The organism is Arthrobacter sp. ISL-85, from assembly GCF_018613675.1.
GTDB lineage: Bacteria > Actinomycetota > Actinomycetes > Actinomycetales > Micrococcaceae > Arthrobacter.
The window spans coordinates 81,862-102,157 of the sequence record NZ_JAGGPQ010000005.1 but is presented as its reverse complement, the minus strand read 5'-3'; the positions used below and the strand labels follow the sequence as shown (position 1 = coordinate 102,157).

Annotated in this window: 17 protein-coding genes; 6 read left to right on the top strand and 11 right to left on the bottom strand. The window is 65.1% G+C overall.

Annotation, left to right across the window (positions count from 1 at the left end; all coding sequences use genetic code 11):
* Position 1 precedes the first annotated feature (1 nt).
* From J7I84_RS03350 to J7I84_RS03310, 9 genes are all read right to left on the bottom strand, one after another.
* Positions 2-1,522: an ABC transporter permease gene (locus J7I84_RS03350; protein WP_214940607.1), complete on the bottom strand. Its 1,521-nt coding sequence runs from the start codon at positions 1,520-1,522 to the stop codon at positions 2-4.
* Positions 1,519-2,910 carry an ABC transporter permease gene (locus J7I84_RS03345; protein ID WP_214940605.1) on the bottom strand — a complete coding sequence of 464 codons (1,392 nt, stop codon included), beginning with the start codon at positions 2,908-2,910 and terminating at the stop codon, positions 1,519-1,521. Before J7I84_RS03345 ends, J7I84_RS03350 begins: the two co-directional genes overlap by 4 nt.
* On the bottom strand, positions 2,903-4,498 hold the full coding sequence (locus J7I84_RS03340) for an ABC transporter ATP-binding protein (protein WP_214940603.1): 1,596 nt from the start codon (positions 4,496-4,498) through the stop codon (positions 2,903-2,905). The genes J7I84_RS03345 and J7I84_RS03340 overlap by 8 nt, the downstream gene beginning before the upstream one ends.
* A 220-nt stretch (positions 4,499-4,718) precedes the next feature.
* Positions 4,719-5,831: a BMP family protein gene (locus J7I84_RS03335; protein ID WP_251046007.1), complete on the bottom strand. Its 1,113-nt coding sequence runs from the start codon at positions 5,829-5,831 to the stop codon at positions 4,719-4,721.
* A gap of 258 nt (positions 5,832-6,089) precedes the next feature.
* Positions 6,090-7,106 carry an NADP-dependent oxidoreductase gene (locus J7I84_RS03330; protein ID WP_214940600.1) on the bottom strand — a complete coding sequence of 339 codons (1,017 nt, stop codon included), beginning with the start codon at positions 7,104-7,106 and terminating at the stop codon, positions 6,090-6,092.
* Positions 7,103-7,534 (bottom strand): organic hydroperoxide resistance protein, encoded by a 432-nt coding sequence (locus J7I84_RS03325; RefSeq protein ID WP_214940598.1) that lies wholly within the window; start codon positions 7,532-7,534, stop codon positions 7,103-7,105. The genes J7I84_RS03330 and J7I84_RS03325 overlap by 4 nt, the downstream gene beginning before the upstream one ends.
* Positions 7,535-7,578: 44 nt before the next feature.
* The gene (locus J7I84_RS03320) at positions 7,579-8,013 is read right to left on the bottom strand and encodes a MarR family winged helix-turn-helix transcriptional regulator (protein WP_214940596.1); all 435 of its coding nucleotides are present in this window, start codon (positions 8,011-8,013) and stop codon (positions 7,579-7,581) included.
* 105 nt (positions 8,014-8,118) lie between these two features.
* Positions 8,119-9,336 (bottom strand): amidohydrolase, encoded by a 1,218-nt coding sequence (locus J7I84_RS03315; RefSeq protein WP_214940593.1) that lies wholly within the window; start codon positions 9,334-9,336, stop codon positions 8,119-8,121.
* 100 nt (positions 9,337-9,436) lie between these two features.
* Entirely contained in the window at positions 9,437-10,570 is a 1,134-nt protein-coding gene (locus J7I84_RS03310; RefSeq protein ID WP_214940590.1) for a mannose-1-phosphate guanylyltransferase, read from the bottom strand.
* Between the two features lie 275 nt (positions 10,571-10,845).
* Between J7I84_RS03310 and sdhC the strand changes: the two genes are divergently transcribed.
* From sdhC to J7I84_RS03285, 5 genes are all read left to right on the top strand, one after another.
* The gene (sdhC, locus tag J7I84_RS03305) at positions 10,846-11,226 is read left to right on the top strand and encodes a succinate dehydrogenase, cytochrome b556 subunit (RefSeq protein ID WP_081620212.1); all 381 of its coding nucleotides are present in this window, start codon (positions 10,846-10,848) and stop codon (positions 11,224-11,226) included.
* Between the two features lie 3 nt (positions 11,227-11,229).
* On the top strand, positions 11,230-11,691 hold the full coding sequence (locus J7I84_RS03300) for a succinate dehydrogenase hydrophobic membrane anchor subunit (RefSeq protein WP_214940587.1): 462 nt from the start codon (positions 11,230-11,232) through the stop codon (positions 11,689-11,691).
* Between the two features lie 108 nt (positions 11,692-11,799).
* Entirely contained in the window at positions 11,800-13,599 is a 1,800-nt protein-coding gene (sdhA, locus tag J7I84_RS03295) for a succinate dehydrogenase flavoprotein subunit (RefSeq protein WP_214940584.1), read from the top strand.
* A 1-nt stretch (position 13,600) separates the two neighbouring features.
* The gene (locus J7I84_RS03290) at positions 13,601-14,383 is read left to right on the top strand and encodes a succinate dehydrogenase iron-sulfur subunit (protein ID WP_214940581.1); all 783 of its coding nucleotides are present in this window, start codon (positions 13,601-13,603) and stop codon (positions 14,381-14,383) included.
* 160 nt (positions 14,384-14,543) lie between these two features.
* Positions 14,544-15,317: a carboxylesterase gene (locus J7I84_RS03285; protein ID WP_214940580.1), complete on the top strand. Its 774-nt coding sequence runs from the start codon at positions 14,544-14,546 to the stop codon at positions 15,315-15,317.
* 35 nt (positions 15,318-15,352) lie between these two features.
* On the opposite strand, the gene J7I84_RS03280 is transcribed toward J7I84_RS03285, so the two are convergent.
* Positions 15,353-16,639, bottom strand: coding sequence for an ABC transporter substrate-binding protein (locus J7I84_RS03280; RefSeq protein WP_396020023.1), 1,287 nt, complete (start codon positions 16,637-16,639; stop codon positions 15,353-15,355).
* A gap of 405 nt (positions 16,640-17,044) precedes the next feature.
* On the opposite strand from J7I84_RS03280, the gene J7I84_RS03275 reads away from it, so the two are divergent.
* Positions 17,045-19,231, top strand: coding sequence for a hypothetical protein (locus J7I84_RS03275; protein WP_311381056.1), 2,187 nt, complete (start codon positions 17,045-17,047; stop codon positions 19,229-19,231).
* A 68-nt stretch (positions 19,232-19,299) separates the two neighbouring features.
* On the opposite strand, the gene J7I84_RS03270 is transcribed toward J7I84_RS03275, so the two are convergent.
* Positions 19,300-20,271, bottom strand: coding sequence for a YihY/virulence factor BrkB family protein (locus tag J7I84_RS03270; protein WP_214940576.1), 972 nt, complete (start codon positions 20,269-20,271; stop codon positions 19,300-19,302).
* Between the last annotated feature and the right edge of the window lie 25 nt (positions 20,272-20,296).

Here is a 20,296-nt window from a genome sequence, read left to right as displayed (position 1 = left end):
GTCATCCCTTGACGTACGGTATGCCGTCGGCCGCGGGGGGCCTGGATCGTCCTACCAGGCCGGCCACCGCGATGACAGTCAGGGCGTAGGGCAGCATCGCCATGAACTGGCTGGGCACAGGCGAACCGATGATGGTGATGATGCTCTGCAGGTTGTCGGCGAACCCGAAAAGCAACGCGGCCAGGAAGGCCCCGATGGGATTCCAGCGGCCGAAGATCATGGCGGCAAGGGCGATGTAGCCGCGGCCGCCGGACATGTCCTTGCTGAAGGCGTCCACTGACACCAGGGTGAAGAAGGAACCGCCGATGCCGGCGATCGCGCCGCCCATGAGGACGTTGATGAAGCGGGTCCGATTGACGTTGATTCCCACGGTGTCAGCCGCTTGAGGGTGTTCGCCGACGGCACGCACGCGCAGGCCCCATTTGGTGTGGAACAGCCCGACGTACACGACGATAACGGCCACGTACATGAGGTAGCCCACCAGCGACTGGCGGAACAGGATGGGGCCGATGATCGGGATGTCGGAGAGGAACGGGATATCCACTGCCTGCAGCCGGCCGGGCTTGTTGAGGTGTTCGGGGTCCGCCGTGAGCAGGGTGGAGAACAGGAAGCTGGTGAGGCCGCTGATCAGGACGTTGAGCACCACGCCGACGATGATCTGGTTGACCAGGTACTTGATGCTCACCAGGGCCAGGACCAGGGACACAAGCGCACCGGCCACGGCGGCGGAGATGAGCCCCACATAGACGTTGCCGGTCATGGTGGCCACGACGGCGGCGGAAAACGCGCCGAGCAGGAGCTGGCCTTCGATGGCGATGTTGACCACGCCGGCCCGTTCGCACAGCACACCGGACAACGAGCCAAACACCAAGGGTACGGCCAGGGTCACTGCACCGGCCAGGAGGCCGCCGAGGGAAATGGACGGCTCGGGATCACGGCCGCCCGCCACGATCCAGATCATGAATCCGACGAGGAAGACCACTGCGAAGACACCGCCCACCCATCCGGGGGTGCGCCGCCGCTGCACGGTCAGGAAGCAGGCGTATCCGGCCAGGGCGAGCAGCAGGACGGAGCAGATCCAGCCCAGCGCCATCGAGGGAACGGTAATCTTCTCCACCCGGGCGACGCCCAGGGCGGCCAGGCCCAGGACCACGACGGCGGAAATTGTGGTGGCGGGGATCCAACGGTCCACTCCCCCGCCCTCGCGCCGCTGGCTGAGCCAGCGGTAGCCGACGTAGGCGGCGGCGGCCAGGGCCACGGCGAGGGTAACCCAGGCTGCGGTGGAGGAGGCGTTCGGATCGCGGGCCTCAGCGATCCGGAACCCGGCAGACTTTGGGTTGGCCAGGAACCCGAACAGCAGGGTGCCCAGGAGGGCGAGCAGGCCCAGGCCGATGCCGGCTTTCCAGCTCACGAGTTCCGTTGTGCTTGCCGGACCTCCGGCGCGGCTGGCTCCGGGGGTATTGCCGGTTCCTTCTCCGGTGCCGGGCTGTTTGCCGGCGGGAGATTGTGTCGTGGCGCTCATGCTGCCGCTCCGCTCTTGATGCCGCTGGTACGCGAACCGGCGGTCCCACTGGTGGTGGTTTTCTTCTTACGGGGGTTGAGTCCGAATATCGCACGGACCAGCGGCGGTGCCGCGATGAACAGCACGATCAGGGACTGGATGACGAGCACGATGTCGATCGGCGTCTGCGTCTGGGCCTGCATGGCTACGCCGCCGGCGCGGAAGGCGCCGAAGAGCAGGCCCGCGAAGAAGGTTCCCCACGGCGTCGAACGTCCCAAAAGGGCAACCGTGATGGCATCAAAACCAATGGAAGCGGCGACACCGCCGGACAGGTACTTTTCCGTGCCGGACACCTGGGCCACACCGGCCAGGCCTGCCAGCGCACCGGCGATCGCCATCACCAGGATGGTGCTGCGGGCCACATTGATGCCGGCGGTGCGGGCCGCGCTGGGGTTTGCCCCAACGGCCCGGAATTCAAAACCGATCGTGGAGCGGTTCAGCAGCCACCAGACGAAGGCGGTGGCCGCTATGGCGACCAGGAAGCCGGCGTGCAGGCGGAATTGCGGTCCGAGCAGTTCGGGGAACAACGCGGTGGAGTCAAGGAACGGGGAGATCGGGTTGGTTGAACCCTTGCGCTGGAAAGCCGGGGTGGTGAGCAGGAACAGCAGCAGGAAGTTGGCGATGTAGTTCAGCATGATGGTCACGATCACCTCATGCGCGCCGGTCCGTGCCTTCAGCAAACCCACGACGCCGCCCCAGACTGCGCCGCCGACCAGCCCGGCCAGGATGACGACCAGCAGGTGCAGGCCGATTGGCAGGTGCCAGGCAAAGCCGACATAGGCGCCGAAGAGCGCGCCGAAGATGATCTGCCCCTGCGCACCGATGTTGAACAGGCCGGCGCGGAACGCCAGCGCGACGCCGAGCCCGGCGCAGATCAGTGGGGTGGCGACGGTGAGGGTCTCGGTGATCGGGTACAGCTGTGCAGCCAGGTCCGCGCCTGCCCAGTTGAAGATGGAACCCTGCACCAGGGCAGTGTAGGGACGAATGACCTCGGTCAACAGGTCCCCTGGCTGTGCGAAGAAGTAGCCGGCCGTGACCGCTACCTTTGGGTTGGTCACGGCCATCAGGATGCCGCCGAGCACGATCGCGAGCAGCACGGAGAGCACGGACACCATGGCGTTGCCCGTGAAGATTTGGTGAAGGACGGATCCGTTGCCGTCCTGGTCCCGTCCGCGCCGCAGGGTGGCTGCCGGAACGGCGGAGGGCGGCATCTGGCCACCGGCAGTGTCCAGGACGACGTCTGAGGCCATAGCCTCGGAGGTGGTGCCGCCGGGCTCCCGGATGTCGGCGGGCTCCGGGCTGTCGTCGGGGCTCGTGGCCTGCGGTTCCGGGGTTGTCTTCTCAGACATGGGTTTCTCCTTCGTGGCCGGCAGGCTCCGTTACCGCCGATGTCGTCGCGCCGCTGGGTGTGTGGGCAGAGGCACTGGCTTCGGCTTCGGCGGCCGGGACCCCGGCCATCATCAGGCCCAGCACGTCCCGGGAGGTGGTGGCGGGTACGATCCCCACCAGCCGTCCGCGGTAAAGCACCGCGATCCGGTCGGCCAGTTGCAGCACTTCGTCCAGTTCGGTGGAGACGATCATGACCGGCGTTCCGTGGTCACGCTCGGCGATGACACGCTTGTGCACGAATTCAATCGAGCCGACGTCGAGCCCGCGCGTTGGCTGTGAAGCGATGAACAGGCGCAGCGGGCGCGAAAGCTCACGGGCCAGGACGACTTTTTGCTGGTTGCCGCCGGAGAGGGTGCCCACCGCGGCGGATACGGACGGTGTGCGGACGTCGAATTCCTCAACCTTCCTGGCCGCGTTCTCCGCGATCACGCCCGGCTTCATGCCAACGCCGCGAGCGAAGGGCGCTTTGTCGTAGAGGTCCAGGATCATGTTCTCGGAGATGGTGAACGTTCCGACGAGACCGTCGAGGGTGCGGTCCTCGGGGACGAAGCCCACTCCGGCGCCGAGGACGTGCTTGACGCTCTTGCCAAGCAGTTCCTCGCCGTCGAGCGTGATGGACCCGGCCACGTGCGGCTGCACACCGAGGATGGCTTCGGTCAGTTCGGTCTGGCCGTTTCCTTGCACTCCGGCGATGGCGAGCACTTCGCCCTTGGCGATGTCGAAGGACAGGTCATCGACCACGTGCTGGCCGTTGTGGTTCGTCACCGTCAGGTTGCGGACCTTGAACGACACGTCGCCGGTCTTGGCAGGCGCCTTGTCCAGGGTCAGGCTCACGGTCCGGCCCACCATGGCGGAGGCCAGTTCGGTGGGAGAGGCCGTGGGGTCCGCCTGCCCCACCACCTTGCCGCGGCGGATGACCGTGATGGTGTCCGAGATGGCTTTGACTTCACGCAGTTTGTGGGAGATGAAGACGATCGACTTACCGTCGCGCTTCAGCTGCCGGATGATGTCGAGGAGTTCGTCGGTCTCCTGGGGCGTCAACACGGCGGTGGGTTCGTCAAGGATGAGCACTTCGGCATCACGAACCAGGGCCTTGATGATCTCGACCCGCTGCTGGACGCCGACCGGCAGGTCTTCCACCATGGCATCGGGGTCGACGTCGAACCCGTACTGGTCAGAGATGCTGCGGATCTTCCCACGCGTGGCTTCGAGGTTAAGCAGTCCGGCCGCTTTGGTGGTCTCATTGCCCAGCGCCACGTTCTCGGCCACGGTGAAGACCGGGATGAGCATGAAGTGCTGGTGGACCATCCCGATACCGGCCGCCATCGCCTCGCCGGGGTCCTTGAAGACCACCGGTTTGCCGTCGACCAGGATTTCACCCTCGGTGGGATCGTACAGGCCGTAGAGCACGTTCATCAGGGTGGATTTCCCTGCGCCGTTTTCGCCAAGGAGGCAGTGCACCTGTCCCGGTTCGACGACCAAATCAATGTGGTCGTTGGCTACAAGGGACCCGAATCGCTTCGTGATCCCTTTCAGTTCGAGTTTCAAAACCCCAACCAATCTATGTGTGTATGGATCTGCTCCGGCGCGCTGTCGGCGGCAAGGCAGCGGGTAGTCCCAGCCTAGTGTCACGGGTGGTTCGTGGGCAGGGCAGGCAGCCGGCAAAGACCGCCGGCGTGATGCTTGGCGGAACGTTGCCGGCAAAACAGAACGCGCTGCCCTTCGGCCGGGGTGGCGGCGGAAGGGCAGCGCGCCCCGGGGTTTGTGTTTACTTGGTGGGGCTGGACTTCGATTCGACCTTGACGGTGCCGGAGATGACGTCCTTCTTCAGCTGGTCCAGTTCGCTCTTGAGGTCTGCCGGCACGGCGGAATCGAGATCGTGGAACGGAGCCAGGGCCACGCCGCCGTTTGCAAGGGTTCCGATGTACGGCGATGCGTCGAACTTGCCGTCCTTGTCGTCCTTGATGACCGTCTCCACAGCTGTGGACATGGTCTTCTGGACGGAGGAGAGGATCACGGACTTGTAATCCGGGGCAGTGAGGTAGCCATCCGAGTCAACCCAGATGAGCTTGGCATCCTTGCCCTTGGACTTGGCGTCAAGGATCGCGCTGCCCGCGCCGCCGCCGACGGGTCCGGCCACGGGAAGGACGATGTCGGCGCCCTGGTCAAGGAAGCCCTGGGTCAGGACCTTGCCCTTGTCCACCTGCTTGAAGTCACCGACGAAGGTGCCGTCCTGCTTGTCCTTGTCCCAGCCGATGAGCTGGACGCTCTTGCCCTTCTTCTGGTTGTAGTACTTCACGCCATCAGCGAAGCCGTCCATGAAGATGGTGACGGTGGGGATGTTGATGCCGCCGAACGTGGCCACCTTGCCGGTCTTGGAAGTGCCGGCAGCCAGGTAGCCGGCCAGGAACGCAGCCTGGGCCGTGTCATAGACGATCGGCTTGACGTTCTTGGGGAAGGTGGGGTCGTTGTAGTCGATGATGGCAAAGTGGCTGTTCGGGTTGGCCGTCGCGATGGACTTCGTGGCGTCGCCGAGCAGGAAGCCGACGGTCACGGTGAGCTTGCAGCCCTGCTGGACCATGGAGCGAAGGTTGGGGTCGTAGTCGGTGTCAGCCTTGGACTGGACGTGCTTCTCCTGGATGCCGAGGTCCTTGACCGCACTCTGCAGGCCCTCATAGCCGGACTGGTTGAAGGACTTGTCATCGAAACCCCCGGAGTCGGACACCATGCATGCGGTGTAGCCCGAGGCGGTGGCTGAACCTGAGGGGCCGGACGAGGACGGGGCGGCCCCGCAACCGGTGAGCAGTAAGGCGGATGCACCGAGGGTGGCCACGCCGGCCATTGAACCGCGTTTGAAGCTGGCACGCAGTGATTTCTTCAATTTTCCTCCAGGGGTGATGCGAGTGGCGCTACGGGCTGGAATTCAATGAGTGTCCGTTTCGGCGCTGAAATTCTGTACTCACGGAAGGCACGCAGCACTGCGCCGGAGCGCACTGATGGCACTTACTTTAGTGGCCTGCGCCACGTCCCCATAGCACGGCAGGAGCCCATCTGGAAGATTGTTTACAAGTTGTTACCAAGCAGTAGGGGGCACCGCGGATCGCGGTGCCCCCTACTGCTTTGTGTTCGCTTGCAGCGGCTACAGCCGGACCAGCATCTTGCCGGTGTTTGCACCGTCCAGGAGGTCCATGAACGCCTGCGGGGCGTTCTCCAGCCCGTCCACGATCGTCTCGTCGTAACGCACGGTTCCGTCTGCAAGCCAGCCCGCCATCTTTTCCGCGAACTCAGCCGCGTGCTGCCGCTGGCCGCCCACCAGGAAGCCGCGTAGGGTCAGCTGCTTGCCGATTGCCTGCATCAGGTTGTGGGGTGCGGGAGTGGGCTCGGTGGAGTTGTACTGTGCGATCGCGCCGCACATCGCGACGCGGCCCCCCACGTTGAGGACTGCCAGGGCAGCCTCCAGGTGCTCACCGCCCACGTTGTCGAAGTAGACGTCGATGCCGGCGGGGCCCGCCGCCTTCTCCAGCTGGTCCACAACGGGACCGTCATGGTAGTCGAAGGCGGCATCGAAGCCGAGCTCCAGCAGCCGGGCCACCTTGGCGGGCGAGCCTGCGGACCCGATGACGCGGGAAGCGCCCATCGCTTTGGCGATCTGGCCCACCAGGGATCCCACCGCCCCTGCCGCGCCCGAGACGAACACGGCGTCCCCCGGCTTGAATTCTGCAACCTTCAGCAGACCCGTATACGCCGTCAGCCCGGTCATGCCCAGGGCGCCCAGGAAAGCCGAGGCCGGCGCCAGGTCCGTGCGGGCCGGGGTGGCAGCATTGCCGTCCACCACTGCATACTCCCGCCAGCCGAGGGAATGGACGACGACGTCGCCTTCCTTGTGTGCAGACGAACGGGACGCGACCACCTCACCCACCGCGCCGCCGTCGAGCGCTTTGCCCACGGCGAAGGGTGCGGAGTAGGACTTGACGTCGTTCATGCGGCCCCGCATGTAGGGGTCCACGGACATGAAAAGGTTCCGGACCAGGATCTGGCCGTCTTCAAGGGCGGCCAGCGGTGACTCTGCGAGTTCGAAGTTGCCGCTGGTGGGGCGCCCCACGGGGCGGGACGCCAGCCGGATTTCACGGGTGGTGGTTGCGAGGGATGTGCTCATGCTGCGTACTCCAGGATCTTGAGGTCGACGTTGATGTTGCCGCGCGTGGCGTTCGAGTAGGGGCAGACCTGGTGCGCCTTGGCCACCAGGTCTTCAGCGGTGGCCAGATCCAGGGCGGGGAGGGCAATCTCCAGCTCTGCGGCCAGGCCGAAGCCGGTGCCGCCATCCAGTTGTCCAAGGTGGATTCTTGCTGCGACTGCCGAGTCCGTCAGGTCTGCGCCCGCCTTCCGGCCCACCAGGCGCAGTGCAGAGTGGAAGCAGGCGGCATAGCCGGCGGCGAAGAGTTGTTCGGGGTTGGTGCCCTGCCCGCTGCCGCCAAGTTCCACGGGGCTGGCCAGGTCCACCGACAGCCTGCCGTCATTGCTGCGTGCAGCGCCGTCGCGCCCTTCGCCCGAGGCCAGCGCCTCGGCGGTGTAGAGGGTTTTCACAAGGAATGTCCGTCCTGTAGATGTGATGGTGCCGGATTAGGCGTTTACAGCGATTCGTGCAGCGCGGCCGTGAGCTTGCCCAGGGTGGTCCGCAGCTGCTCAAGTTCGTCCAGGGAGAGCCCTGCAGCGTCGGCCAGCCGTTGCGGAATCGCACTGGCCGGCCCGCTCAGGCTTCGCCCGGCGGGGGTCAGGTGGACCGCCACGCGGCGTTCATCCTCGCCGGACCGCCGGCGCTCCACGAGCCCGAGTGCTTCCAGGCGCTTGAGGAGGGGTGACAGGGTGCCTGAGTCGAGGCCAAGTTCCCCGCCGAGTTCCTTGACGCCCCGGGGTTCGCTTTCCCACAGCACCAGCATCACCAGGTACTGCGGGTAGGTGAGGCCCAGTTCGTCAAGAACGGGCCGGTAGACGGCCGTAGCTGCCCGGGACGCCGAATAGAGCGCAAAACATACTTGTCGGTCCAGGCGGGGGGCTTCGCTCATGAACTAACAATAACACACAACTAAGTTGTGCACAACTTACCTATCATGAGTACCCGCTCTGTGGCTGCCGTGACCCCTCCCCGGCGGTGGGCTTGGAGTTGCGGGTCAGGAAAGGGGTGTCTGCTCCAGGTCCCGGATAGTGCGCAGGGCTGCTGCGGTGAGCACCCGGATGCCCAGGCCCAGGGAGCGCTCGTCCAGGATGTAGTCACCCCGGTGGAGATCGTAGTCTTCGCCGCCGGGAGTCTTGGTGCCCAGCCTCATCATCGCTCCAGGGAGTTCGGCCAGGAACCAGGCGAAGTCCTCGCCGCCCATGGACTGCGGAGTCAGCACCACGGCGCTTTCACCGATTTCGGCGCGGGCCGCCGCCTCGATGATGGCTGTCTCATGCTCGGAGTTCACCACAGGGGGCACTCCCCTGGTGTGCTCAAGGTGGACGTCCACACCGTAGGGCGCGGCCACCTGGTGCACCACCTCGTCGAGCAGTTCGCCGGCGGCATGCCAGGCATCCCGGTCCAGGCAGCGCATGGTGCCTGCCATGTATCCGGAGCCGGGGATGGCATTGGGTGCCGAACCTGCCGCGATTTGGCCCCACACCACCGACACGCCGCTCCGGACGTCTACCCGGCGCGACAGCACGGCCGGTACGTTGACTGCGATCTGCGCCAGCGCGAACACCAGGTCCTCGGTGAGGTGCGGGCGGGACGTGTGGCCACCACGGCCGGAGAGTTCAATCCGGATGGTGTCCGACGCCGAGGTGATGGCACCGATCCGGGTACCCACCTTGCCCACTTCGATCCGCGGGTCGCAGTGCAGCGCCAGAATCCGGGGGACACCGTCCAGGACACCCTGTTCAATGCAGGAATGCGCGCCGCCGGGCATGGTCTCCTCCGCGGGCTGGAAGATGATGCGGACGGTGGCACCAAGGGGAGTTTCCTCGTGCATCCGGTGCAGGACCAGGGCAATGCCCAGCATGGTGGCGGTGTGCACATCATGGCCGCAGGCGTGGGTAACGCCATGGTTCTTCGAAGCGAACGGCAGCCCCGTCTCCTCGATGATGGGCAAGGCATCGATATCGCCGCGCAGGGCTGTGGCGATGGGGCCTTCGCCCACGTCCACCGTCAGCCCGGTGCCGTCGAGGCGGCGGGGGCTCAGGCCGGCAGCTTCGAGCCGTTCAGCGAGCTTGTCGGTGGTGCGGAACTCCTTGAAGGACAACTCCGGGTGCGCATGCAGGTCCCGGCGGAATTCGATCAGTTCCGGCAGGAGCGGCTCGAGCCACGGCGCCACCAGGGCGGTGGGCTCGGCTTCAGTAGTGTAATTGCGCACTGTTTCACTCTAGCGAGGGTGGCGGCTTTAGCGCCCATTCACTGACGCCGCGTTACATCCCGGCCCAACCGGCACACGGGCGGCGCCGGAAGGGTACCGGTCAGAGGACGTCCGTGTCCCCACTTGCCTTGAGGGCATCAACGGCAGCTTTCACGCGCTGCGAATTGGCCATGGTGGTCACCAGCAGGGCGTCCGGCGTATCCACGATGACGACGTCCTGGATGCCGATCAGGGCGATGACACGCTTGGTGTCGGTGACAACAACGCCGCTTGAGTTCTCGGTGAACACGCGGGCGCCTTCACCCAGCACGGTGACATCGTCCACTTCCTTGGCGCTGTTGAGGCGGCCCACCGAAGCGAAGTCGCCTACGTCGTCCCAGCGGAAGGAACCGGGCACGACGGCGACGTCCCCGGCTTCGGCGGCGGGCTCGGCCACCGCGTAATCGATGGCGATCTTGGGGAGGGTGGGCCAGACACGGGCGGTGACCTCGTCACGCTGGGGAGTGTCCCAGGCGCGCGCGATTTCCTGGAGGCCCTGGAACAGTTCCGGCTGGTTGGCCTCAAGGTGCTTGAGCATCAGCGCCACAGGCGCCACGAACATACCGGCGTTCCACACATAGTCGCCACTGTCCACATACTGCTGGGCCACCACTTCGTCAGGCTTCTCAACGAACTCCACAACGTCGTGGGCGCTGGGAGCCCCTTCGATATTCAGCGCCCTGCCGGAACGGATGTAACCGAAACCGGTGGACGGGTGGGTGGGCTTGATGCCGATGGTCACGATCTTGCCCGTGGCAGCCGTATGAATGGCTTCCCGGACTGCCTGCTGGAACAGGTCGTCCGGACTGATCACCTGGTCGGCGGCGAAGGAACCCATGATGGTATCGGGATCACGTTCATGCAGGATCGCGGCCGCCAGGCCGATCGCCGCACCGGAGTCCTTGGGTTCCGATTCCAGCACAAGATCGGAGTCACGGACCTCGGGAAGCTGGCGGCACACGGCTTCACGGTGCGCCTGGCCGGTCACCACCAGCATCCGGTCGCCCGCGAGGGGGTGCAGCCGGTCGTAGGTGGCACGCAGCAACGTGCTGCCCGATCCCGTGAGATCGTGAAGGAACTTGGGAGCTGCTGCTCGTGACAGTGGCCAGAGACGGGTCCCCACTCCGCCTGCCGGAATCACCGCAATGAAGCGGTCAATGGGTGAAGCCGGGCTTGTCACTTTGTCTGTACTCATCACGGCTACTTTAGCTGAAGGGCCACGGGCGGCTCCTTTCGCGATGCATCGGCCTGCGTTTTGGACCGCTTCAAGGACCGGGGGACCGCGGGGATGTGGTGTTTGTCTCATTTCGCCGGAAAATCCGCTCCAGCACTGGGCACCAACAAACACCTAAATTGAATAAGCTGTTAGCGAAGCCTAGATTTAGGCCTGAGCTACGAGTGCTCTCGCAGCAGGCGTTCCCCCCGCATGGATCTCATGCCAGCGCCGCTGTGTTGCAGGGAGGTTTATCAGTGCCGACAAAACCAGCTGGCACCTTGTACCGCGGCCGTGAAGGCATGTGGTCCTGGGTAGGACACCGTATTACCGGTGTAGTGATCTTTTTCTTCTTGTTGGTCCACGTCCTGGACACCTCCTTGGTGCGTGTGTCACCGGAGGCCTACACCGCCGTGATCGGCGCCTACAAGAATCCCCTGATGGCGCTGGGTGAGACCGGCCTTGTTGCCGCCATCGTTTTCCACGCCTTCAACGGCCTGCGGATCATCGCCGTCGACTTCTGGAAGAAGGGCGCCAAGTACCAGCGGCAGATGCTGTGGGCAGTGCTGGCCCTCTGGGTCGTCACCATGGTTGCCTTCTCCATCCGCCACCTGTCCCTCGCCCTCGGAGGTCACTAAGCCATGACTGCAACCATCGAGAGCCCCCGCAGCGGGCGGATCGCCCCCCAGTACCGCCGCAGCGGCGGTTCCAAGGGCAACTTCGAGATGATCGCCTGGCTGTTCATGCGCCTCTCCGGCGTGGTGCTGGTGGTCCTCATCTTCGGCCACCTGTTCGTGAACCTCATGGTCGGCGAAGGCATCCACGCCATTGACTTCGGCTTCGTGGCCGGCAAGTGGGCGGATCCGTTCTGGCAGTTCTGGGACCTGGCCATGCTCTGGCTGGCCATGCTGCACGGCACCAACGGCGTGCGGACCATCATCAACGACTACGCCGAGAGGACGTCCACCCGCCGCTGGCTCAAGACTGTTCTCTACGCGGCCGCAGTGGTCATCATCCTCCTGGGCACCCTGGTCATCTTCACCTTCAACCCGTGCCCCGTAGTGAACGGCGTTGCCCTTCCGGGCGGTTTCTGCCCTGCCTAGCACTGGCACCACCCCGGGCCCGCGGGCTTATCCGCGGGCCCTGTTTTGCGGAGCAGGCAAAGCCGCCCCGTTGTTTTATTGCGAATTTTGAGAGAAAGAGCGTCTGGTATGCAGGTCCATAAGTACGACGTCGTCATCGTCGGTGCCGGTGGCGCTGGCATGCGCGCCGCGATCGAGTCCGGTCAGCGCGCGCGCACAGCAGTACTGACCAAGCTCTACCCCACCCGCTCGCACACGGGTGCGGCACAGGGCGGCATGTGTGCAGCCCTTGCCAACGTCGAGGAAGACAACTGGGAATGGCACACGTTCGATACCGTCAAGGGCGGTGACTACCTGGTTGACCAGGATGCCGCCGAGGTCATGGCCAAGGAAGCCATCGACGCCGTGCTGGACCTGGAAAAGATGGGCCTGCCCTTCAACCGCACCCCGGAGGGCAGGATCGACCAGCGACGCTTCGGCGGCCACACCCGCGATCACGGCAAGGCGCCAGTCCGCCGGGCATGCTACGCCGCTGACCGTACCGGACACATGATCCTGCAGACCCTGTACCAAAACTGTGTCAAGCACAACGTTGAGTTCTACAACGAGTACTACGTCCTGGACCTGCTGACGGTGGAAGAGGACGCTGTCCGCGAAGACGGCACCCCGTACAAGCAGAAGCGCGTGGCCGGCGTGGTCTCCTACGACCTCGCCTCCGGTGAACTGCACGTCTTCCAGGCCAAGTCCGTGGTGTTCGCCTCTGGCGGCGCCGGCAAGGTCTTCAAGACCACGTCCAACGCCCACACCCTGACCGGTGACGGCATGGGCATCGCCTTCCGCCGCGGCATCCCGCTGGAAGACATGGAGTTCTTCCAGTTCCACCCGACAGGCCTTGCCGGCCTGGGCATCCTGCTGTCCGAAGCAGCCCGTGGTGAAGGTGCGATCCTCCGCAACTCCGAGGGTGAGCGCTTCATGGAGCGCTACGCCCCGACCATCAAGGACCTGGCGCCGCGTGACATCGTGGCCCGTTCCATGGCCAACGAGGTGCGCGAAGGCCGCGGCTGCGGCCCGAACAAGGATTACGTCCTCCTTGACCTGACCCACCTGGAGCCGGCGCACATCGACGCAAAGCTTCCGGACATCACCGAGTTCGCCCGCACCTACCTGGGCGTGGAACCGTACACCGAGCCGGTCCCGGTGTTCCCCACCGCGCACTACGCCATGGGCGGCATCCCCACGAACATCCAGACTGAGGTCCTGCAGGACAACGACACGGTCATCCCCGGGCTGTATGCCGCGGGTGAGGTGGCCTGCGTGTCCGTCCACGGCTCCAACCGCCTGGGCACCAACTCGCTGCTGGACATCAACGTGTTCGGCAAGCGCGCCGGAATCGCCGCCGCGGAGTACTCAAAGACCGCACAGTACGTGGAGCTGCCGGAAAACCCGCTGGCCTACACGACCGAACTGCTGGACATTGCCCGCAATGGTACCGGGGACGAGAAGGTGGCCCAGATCCGCAAGGAACTGCAGGACACGATGGACGCCAACATGCAGGTGTTCCGTACCGCGGACACCCTGAACCAGGTGCTGCGCGACATCGCCTCCTTCGAGGAGCGGTACAAGCGCATCAACGTCCAGGACAAAGGCAAGCGCTTCAACCTGGACCTGCTCGAGGCCGTTGAGCTCGGCTTCCTGCTGGAACTGGCCAAGGTCATGACCGTGGCCGCCCTGCACCGTGAGGAATCCCGCGGCGGACACTTCCGCGAGGACTTCCCCGAGCGTGACGACGAGAAATTCATGAAGCACTCCATGGCGTACAAGGATGACCATGCGCCGGCCGACGGATCGGCGGAATCAATCGCCGGCATCCGGCTGGCCACCAAGCCGGTTGTCTTTACCCGCTACGAGCCGATGGTGAGGAAGTACTAAGATGACCGCTGAAATCGCTGAGCCCGCTTCAAAGGTTGAGCTTCCTGCCGGCGTTGGCGGGGGCGGGGAAATCCCCACGTTCGACGTCCACCTGCGGGTGCGCCGCTACAACCCGGAGGTCTCCGGGGAAGCAACCTGGGACGATTTCCACCTGACCATGTACGGCACGGACCGTGTCCTGGACGCCCTGCACAAGGTGAAGTGGGAGATGGACGGCAGCCTGTCCTTCCGCCGCTCCTGCGCCCACGGCGTCTGCGGCTCCGACGCCATGCGCATCAACGGCCGCAACCGCCTGGCCTGCAAGACCCTGCTGAAGGACCTGGACACGTCCAAGCCCATCACGGTGGAACCCATCAAGGGCCTGCCGGTGGAGAAGGACCTCATCGTGGACATGGAGCCCTTCTTCCAGTCCTACCGCGAGGTCATGCCGTTCCTCATCAACAAGGGCCACGAGCCCACCAAGGAGCGCCTGCAGTCAGCCGAGGACCGTGAGCGCTTCGACGACACCACCAAGTGCATTCTCTGCGCTGCGTGCACGTCCTCCTGCCCGGTGTTCTGGACCGATGGCCAGTACTTCGGCCCGGCGGCGATCGTGAACGCACACCGCTTCATCTTCGATTCCCGTGATGATGCCGGCGACATGCGGCTGGAGATCCTCAACGACAAGGAAGGCGTGTGGCGCTGCCGCACCACCTTCAACTGCTCCGAGGCATGCCCCCGCGGCATCCAGGTCACGCAGGCAATTGCGGAGGTCAAGCAGGCCATCCTGGCCCGCAGGATCTAGCACCTCCACCACAGATATAACGGCCGACGGCGTCGCCCACCACAAGTGGTGGCGGCGCCGTCGTCGTTTCTCCCCACCCGCCCCCTGACCTCGCAAGCTCGGCCAGGGAACCCTGCGGGCGTGGGCCCACAGCCGTTCGTACCAAACGAAAGGGTCTCCCTTGTCCCGTTCAGAAAAAGTGTCCTTCGCCGGTTCCACCGGCGAAATACTGTCCGGCATCATCGACATCCCGGAAGTGCCCGTCAAGGGCTGGGGAGTGTTTTCGCACGGGTTCACCCTGGGCAAGGACAGCCCGTCCGCGGCACGGATGTGCAAGGCGCTTGCGGACTGTGGCATTGGCATGCTGCGCTTCGACAACCTTGGCCTGGGTGGCTCCGCCGGGGAATGGTCTGCGGGTTCGTTCAGCCACAAGGTGGCCGACACGGTGAAGGCTGCGGAGTTCATGCGCAGCGAAGGCAGGGAAATTTCGCTGCTGGTGGGTCATTCATTCGGTGGCGCGGCGGTCCTTGCGGCCGCGAGGGAGATTCCCGAACTCGACGCCATTGCCACTGTGGGCGCGCCCTTCTCCCCCAAGCACGTGGCCCACGTGTTCGATGCCGCACTGGACCGGATCCTGAGTGAGGGCAGCGCAGAGGTGGACCTGGGCGGCAAGCGGGTGGAGATCCGCCGGCATTTCGTGGAAGACCTGGAGAACGCAGACCTGACGGACTGCATCCGGCAGCTGCACAAGCCCCTGATGGTGCTCCACTCCCCTACCGACAACACCGTGGGGATTGAGAATGCGAGCACCATCTTCCAGACCGCCCGGCACCCCCGGAACTTCGTCTCCCTCGAGGGAAGCGACCACCTTCTGACCGGCAAGGGGCAGGCAGCCCGTGCAGCGCGGATTATCGCCGCCTGGGCCGACCAGTACCTGGACGCAACCCCCGCCTGACGCCGGCGGCCCGGACCCCGGCGGTGCCCGATCGCCTACTTGCCGATGGCGGCCTTGCTCTCAGTGATCCACTGTTCGGCCGCCTTCTCCGGTGTGAGCCGCTTGAACAGGACGTCGGTGTTGATGCGGGCGGTGATTTCGGAGACGGCGGTTGATCCTGTGGGGCCAATGAACGTTGGGGCGAAGTCCATCTTGCCGATCTGGTCGATGTACGCGGCTTCCACCTTGCCCTGGGGGGTGAGCAGATCCTTGATGGCTGTACGCATTTCAGGGTTGCTGGGGACGCCGCGGTCGCTTTGGATGATCTTGGCGGCAGACTCGCTGTTTACCAGGAAGCTGACCAGCTTGGCGGCGGCATCTGTGTGCTTGCTGCGCGCGGAGATGGTGTAGAACTGCGAGGACTGGAGCCAGATCCCGGGGGTGGGCGCTTCACCGGGGAGCTTGAGCAGCTTCAGCTCGGCGCCCGAGGCCTTACTGAGGGCAGAAAGTGAGTTGCTCCACGTGAGCATCATTCCGGCTTTACCCATGCCCATCAGGGTCTGCTCGGTGCTGGCGTTGAGCTTTTCCACCGTTTCCGACGCACTCGGAGCAGCACCGGATTCACTGAGCTTCAGCGAGTAGTCGAAGTAGTCCTGCACCGTTTGCTGGCCCAGCCCCAACTGTCCGTCCTGCGTGTAAAGGGATTCGCCCCGCTGGCGGGCGAACGCGTCCAGGGAATCATGGGTGAGGACCGTTGCAGTCCCATAGGTGCCCTTGGGGCTCTTGGCCGTCACGTCCGCCGAAATCCCGGCGAAATCGTCCCAGGTCCACTTGCTGTCATCGGGAAGTGCCACGCCCGCGGCCTGGAAGACAGCCGGGTTCACCACGATCGAGAGTGCGTTGGCGCCGGTGGAAACCCCGTACTGCTTGCCTTTGACCTGGCCGTTTTCCAACGCTCCCTGGTCCATCTTCGACAGGTCCAACGAGCCGTTGACCTTTGACAGGTCCAGCAGGGCGCCGCGGTTGGCATATTCAGCCGGGTACGCACCGCCCATGGTGATGACGTCTGGAGCATCATTTGCCGCCACCTGCGTGGCCAGTTTGTCGAAATAGCCGCTGATGTCCCCGTATTCCGGCTTCACCTTGATGCTGGGGTTGGCTGCCTCGAACTCCGCGATCGCCTTGTTGGTCAAGTCAGCGCGGCCCGCGTTGCCCCACCAGGAAAAGCGGATCTCCACCGGCCCGTCCGCGGCCTTGTCCCCGGAGGGGCTTGAACAGCCCGCGGTCATCGCCAGCATGGCTGCTGCTGACAGGATGACGATGGATTGACGAATGTGTGACATCCCGTGACGGGTCATTGGGCAGGCTTCTTCCTCAGTCGGAAAGGGCGAGAAAACGGTTTCGTGAAACGTATCAATAGCATTCCTCGCGCGTCAATAGGTTCCGCGCGTCCTGATCCGTTCCGGCCTGCCATCGAAATCTTTCCGGACGCACCATGGCCGGTCGAGTGCCTTGACACCGCCCTGAAAGCGTTCAAGGATGGACAGCGGGAAACCGATTTCTCGCCTCCTCCAGGCGGCTGCCCGCCGCTAGGGAACGAGGCCTGGGCACCTTGAAACCTCAGCCACAGCCACACAACACCGGTCAGGAGGGCGTGCACTTTGCACCGCCACAGCAATACCGCAGACCCCAGCGGGGCCGGGAACGGATCGTCGGAGGCCCGGCGAAGCATTGACAGGGAAGCCCTGGTGCGGCGCCACAATATCCACCAGCAGCGACTGGATCCGCGCAGTCCCCTGTCCGTGGGCAACGGCGAATTCGCTTTCACTGTGGATCTCACCGGCCTCCAAACCCTGCCGTCGGAGTATCCGGTGGACGCGCGCGAAGCCCTGCCGCCAGGAACCCTGCTGGGGACGCAGTCCACGTGGGGCTGGCACTCCATGCCTGGCGGCGAAAATTACAGGCTGGCATCCTCCACCGTCCTTTACGATTCGCCCCATGGACCGGTTCCCTACGTGGACATGGTGGGAGACATCGTGAATGACCGCGAAACGGGTACCTCCGCCGCGGAAACATGGTTGCGGGCCAACCCGCACCGGCTGGACCTTGGCCGGATCGGTTTCGTGCTCGAGCAGGACGGCACCAGCCGCACCATCAACAGCAAGGAACTTTCCGGCACCGGGCAAACGCTCGATCTGTGGACGGGCGTCGTTACCAGCACCTTCACCGTAGCCGGTTACCCTGCCACGGTGACCACCGCATGCCATCCAGACCGGGACGAACTGGGAGTACGCGTCGAGTCGGCTGCCGTCCGGGCCGGGCTGCTGATCAGTATCGACTTCCCCTACGGGTCAGAGGCCTGGCACGACGCAGCCGGCTGGGACCAGCCCGGTGCCCACACAACCCGTCTTGGCCAAGCCCACTCCTCACACCTTCGCCCCGGGGCCAGCAGCTGGACCGTGGACCGTGAGCTGGACAACTCCCGGTACCAAGTGGTGGTTTCGGGGCAGGGCCTGGACGTGGAACAGACGGGGACGCACCAGGTGACGATACGTGCCGCCCAGGACGCGGACCCAGGCATCCTGGACCTATCCATCGCGTTCATAACCGCTGGAGACGGCGACTGTATTCCGCGGGGCCGTGCCGGCCCTTCCCGGGTGCCAGGCGAGGCGGGTGCCGGCGCCCAAGTCCGTCCCGCCGCCGGGCATTCGCCCAGGGACCGGCCGTCGCCCGGCAGCAGCGTCGCCGCCGCATCAGCGTCGCACTGGCCCGGCTTCTGGGCATCCGGCGGTGCCGTGGAACTGGCTGCAACCGCAGATCCCCGGGCCAGGGAGCTGGAACGGCGCATTGTGCTGTCGCAGTACCTCACTGCGGTCAACTGCTCCGGGTCGCTGCCGCCCCAGGAGACCGGGCTGGTGTGCAATTCCTGGCGCGGCCGCTTCCATCTGGAGATGCACTGGTGGCACGCCGCCCACTTTGCGCACTGGAACCGCGTGGAGCTCCTCCTGCCGTCCCTGCGCTGGTATGCCACCGTACTGGAGAGCTCGCGGAAGACGGCCCTGGCACAAGGGTTCGACGGCGTCCGCTGGCCAAAGCAGGTAGGTCCGGACGGCAGGGAGAGCCCCAGCCCGATCGGGACGTTCCTGATCTGGCAGCAGCCGCATCCCATCCACTTGGCGGAACTGGTGTACCGGGCCCGTCCCAGCCGGGAGGTGCTGGAGGAGTTCGCGGACATCGTCTTTGAATCCGCTGACTTCATGGCCAGCTTCGCCCACTCCACATCGCGCGGTTTTGAGCTGGGGCCGCCCCTCATCCCTGCGCAGGAAAGCTATGGTTCCCTGCGTGGAACGGTCACCAACCCCACCTTTGAACTTGCGTACTGGCAGTGGGGCCTCCGAACGGCCGGTGCCTGGCGGGAGCGGCTGGGCCTGGAACCCGTAAAATCCTGGCACACGGTGGCCGACGGCCTGGTGCCCCCGCGCGTACTCAACGGCGTATACGCAGGCATGGACGTGGAACCGTTCACCATCAGGACGGACCACCCCTCCATGCTTTGCGCGCTCGGCGTCCTTCCGCGGACGGACCTTATCGACGAAGGCATCATGAAAGCCACCCTTCACGATGTCCTCGCTGACTGGGACTGGAACAGTACCTGGGGCTGGGACTACCCTGTCATGGCCATGACGGCCGCCCGCCTGGGCGACCCCGAAGCTGCAGTCAGGGCGCTCCTTCAGGAGGCAGGAAAAAATACCGTGCTGCCCAACGGACACAACCGCCAGACAGGCTCGCTTCCGCTGTACCTGCCTGGCAACGGCGGCCTGCTTGCCGCCGTCGCCCTGATGGCAGCGGGCTGGGACAACGGCCCGGACCGGCACGCCCCCGGTTTTCCTGCCGGTTGGACGGTGGCCTGGGAAGGGCTGGTGCCGGCACCCTAGATAGCGGACCTTGGCCCGGCTGGCATCACCCACGCCTGCAGGTCATATCTGCAGATCACGTGTGCGGGTCAGGTCTGGGGCGTCGCCCGCCGGGCGCCGAGGATGGTCTTCCGCGGAGCTCCGCCCGACTCCAGGTCGGCCTCGCGGACAGCCGACCATCCCGCCGAGACGAGGTAGACCTGGCTGACCAGGTTGAACCAAATGAGCAGGCCGATAATGATGGCAAACGGCGCCAGGATGGGATTACGGCTGGCTCCGCCCAGCAGCTCCGTGCTGAAGATCTGCAGGATGGTGGTGCCCACGGCGGCCAGCACGGTACCTTCGAGCAGCGCCTGGCGTGACAGCTTCAGCCCGGCAGCCAGCCGGAACATGATCAGGGCCGTGACCCAGTTCAGCACCAGTGGTACAACGATCTTGACGGATGTCGTGAGTGGCCCGGCCAGGGTGTCGCTGAGGTGAAGGAATCCCGCCACCCAACCGGCCGCCGTGCCGAACACCAGCGAGGCACCCGCGCTGATGACCAGGGCCATGCCCAGCAGCAGGAGTGTGCCGGCGTCGCGCAGCTTCATCAGGATGGGATTGACCACGAGCGGAGGCAGCTGAAGGACGCCCCTCAGGCCGTCCCGGAGTCCGTTGATCCAGCCGAGGGACGTGACCACGGTGACCACGGCACTGATCACCGCGGTCCAGCCCAGCCCGTTGGGGTCCAGCAGGTCCTTGGGATCCACCAGGCCCTGGCTGCCGTTGATTTTCAACAGGCCGGGGGCGCTTCTGGCCACACTGCTGATGATGGTGTCCAGCAGGGCGGGCTGGCCGCGCAGTACCAGGCCGGCAATGGAGAACCCGGTGGCCAGCAGGCCGGTGATGGAGAAGAACATGTTGAAGCCGATGCCGGCGCTCATCAGCGGGCCGTAGTGGAGGCTGTAGTGCCGGAATGCCCGCATGGGCCGCAGGACGTTCAGGCGCGCGGTGAGCCACTGCGCCAGGGCCATCAGCGCTGCGAACTTTCCTCCGGACCTGCGCGCCCGGTTCCATTCCATCCGCTTTTCGATGACCGCCAGCTTC

What these genes read in the sequence shown, in the direction of transcription:
- J7I84_RS03350 (WP_214940607.1), bottom strand. Translation starts at nt 1,522, where the DNA reads ATGAGCGCCACGACACAATCTCCCGCCGGCAAACAGCCCGGCACCGGA.
- J7I84_RS03345 (WP_214940605.1), bottom strand. Translation starts at nt 2,910, where the DNA reads ATGTCTGAGAAGACAACCCCGGAACCGCAGGCCACGAGCCCCGACGAC.
- J7I84_RS03330 (WP_214940600.1), bottom strand. Translation starts at nt 7,106, where the DNA reads ATGAGCACATCCCTCGCAACCACCACCCGTGAAATCCGGCTGGCGTCC.
- J7I84_RS03320 (WP_214940596.1), bottom strand. Translation starts at nt 8,013, where the DNA reads ATGAGCGAAGCCCCCCGCCTGGACCGACAAGTATGTTTTGCGCTCTAT.
- J7I84_RS03310 (WP_214940590.1), bottom strand. Translation starts at nt 10,570, where the DNA reads ATGAGTACAGACAAAGTGACAAGCCCGGCTTCACCCATTGACCGCTTC.
- J7I84_RS03300 (WP_214940587.1), top strand. Translation starts at nt 11,230, where the DNA reads ATGACTGCAACCATCGAGAGCCCCCGCAGCGGGCGGATCGCCCCCCAG.
- sdhA (WP_214940584.1), top strand. Translation starts at nt 11,800, where the DNA reads ATGCAGGTCCATAAGTACGACGTCGTCATCGTCGGTGCCGGTGGCGCT.
- J7I84_RS03290 (WP_214940581.1), top strand. Translation starts at nt 13,601, where the DNA reads ATGACCGCTGAAATCGCTGAGCCCGCTTCAAAGGTTGAGCTTCCTGCC.
- J7I84_RS03280 (WP_396020023.1), bottom strand. Translation starts at nt 16,639, where the DNA reads ATGTCACACATTCGTCAATCCATCGTCATCCTGTCAGCAGCAGCCATG.
- J7I84_RS03270 (WP_214940576.1), bottom strand. Translation starts at nt 20,271, where the DNA reads ATGGAATGGAACCGGGCGCGCAGGTCCGGAGGAAAGTTCGCAGCGCTG.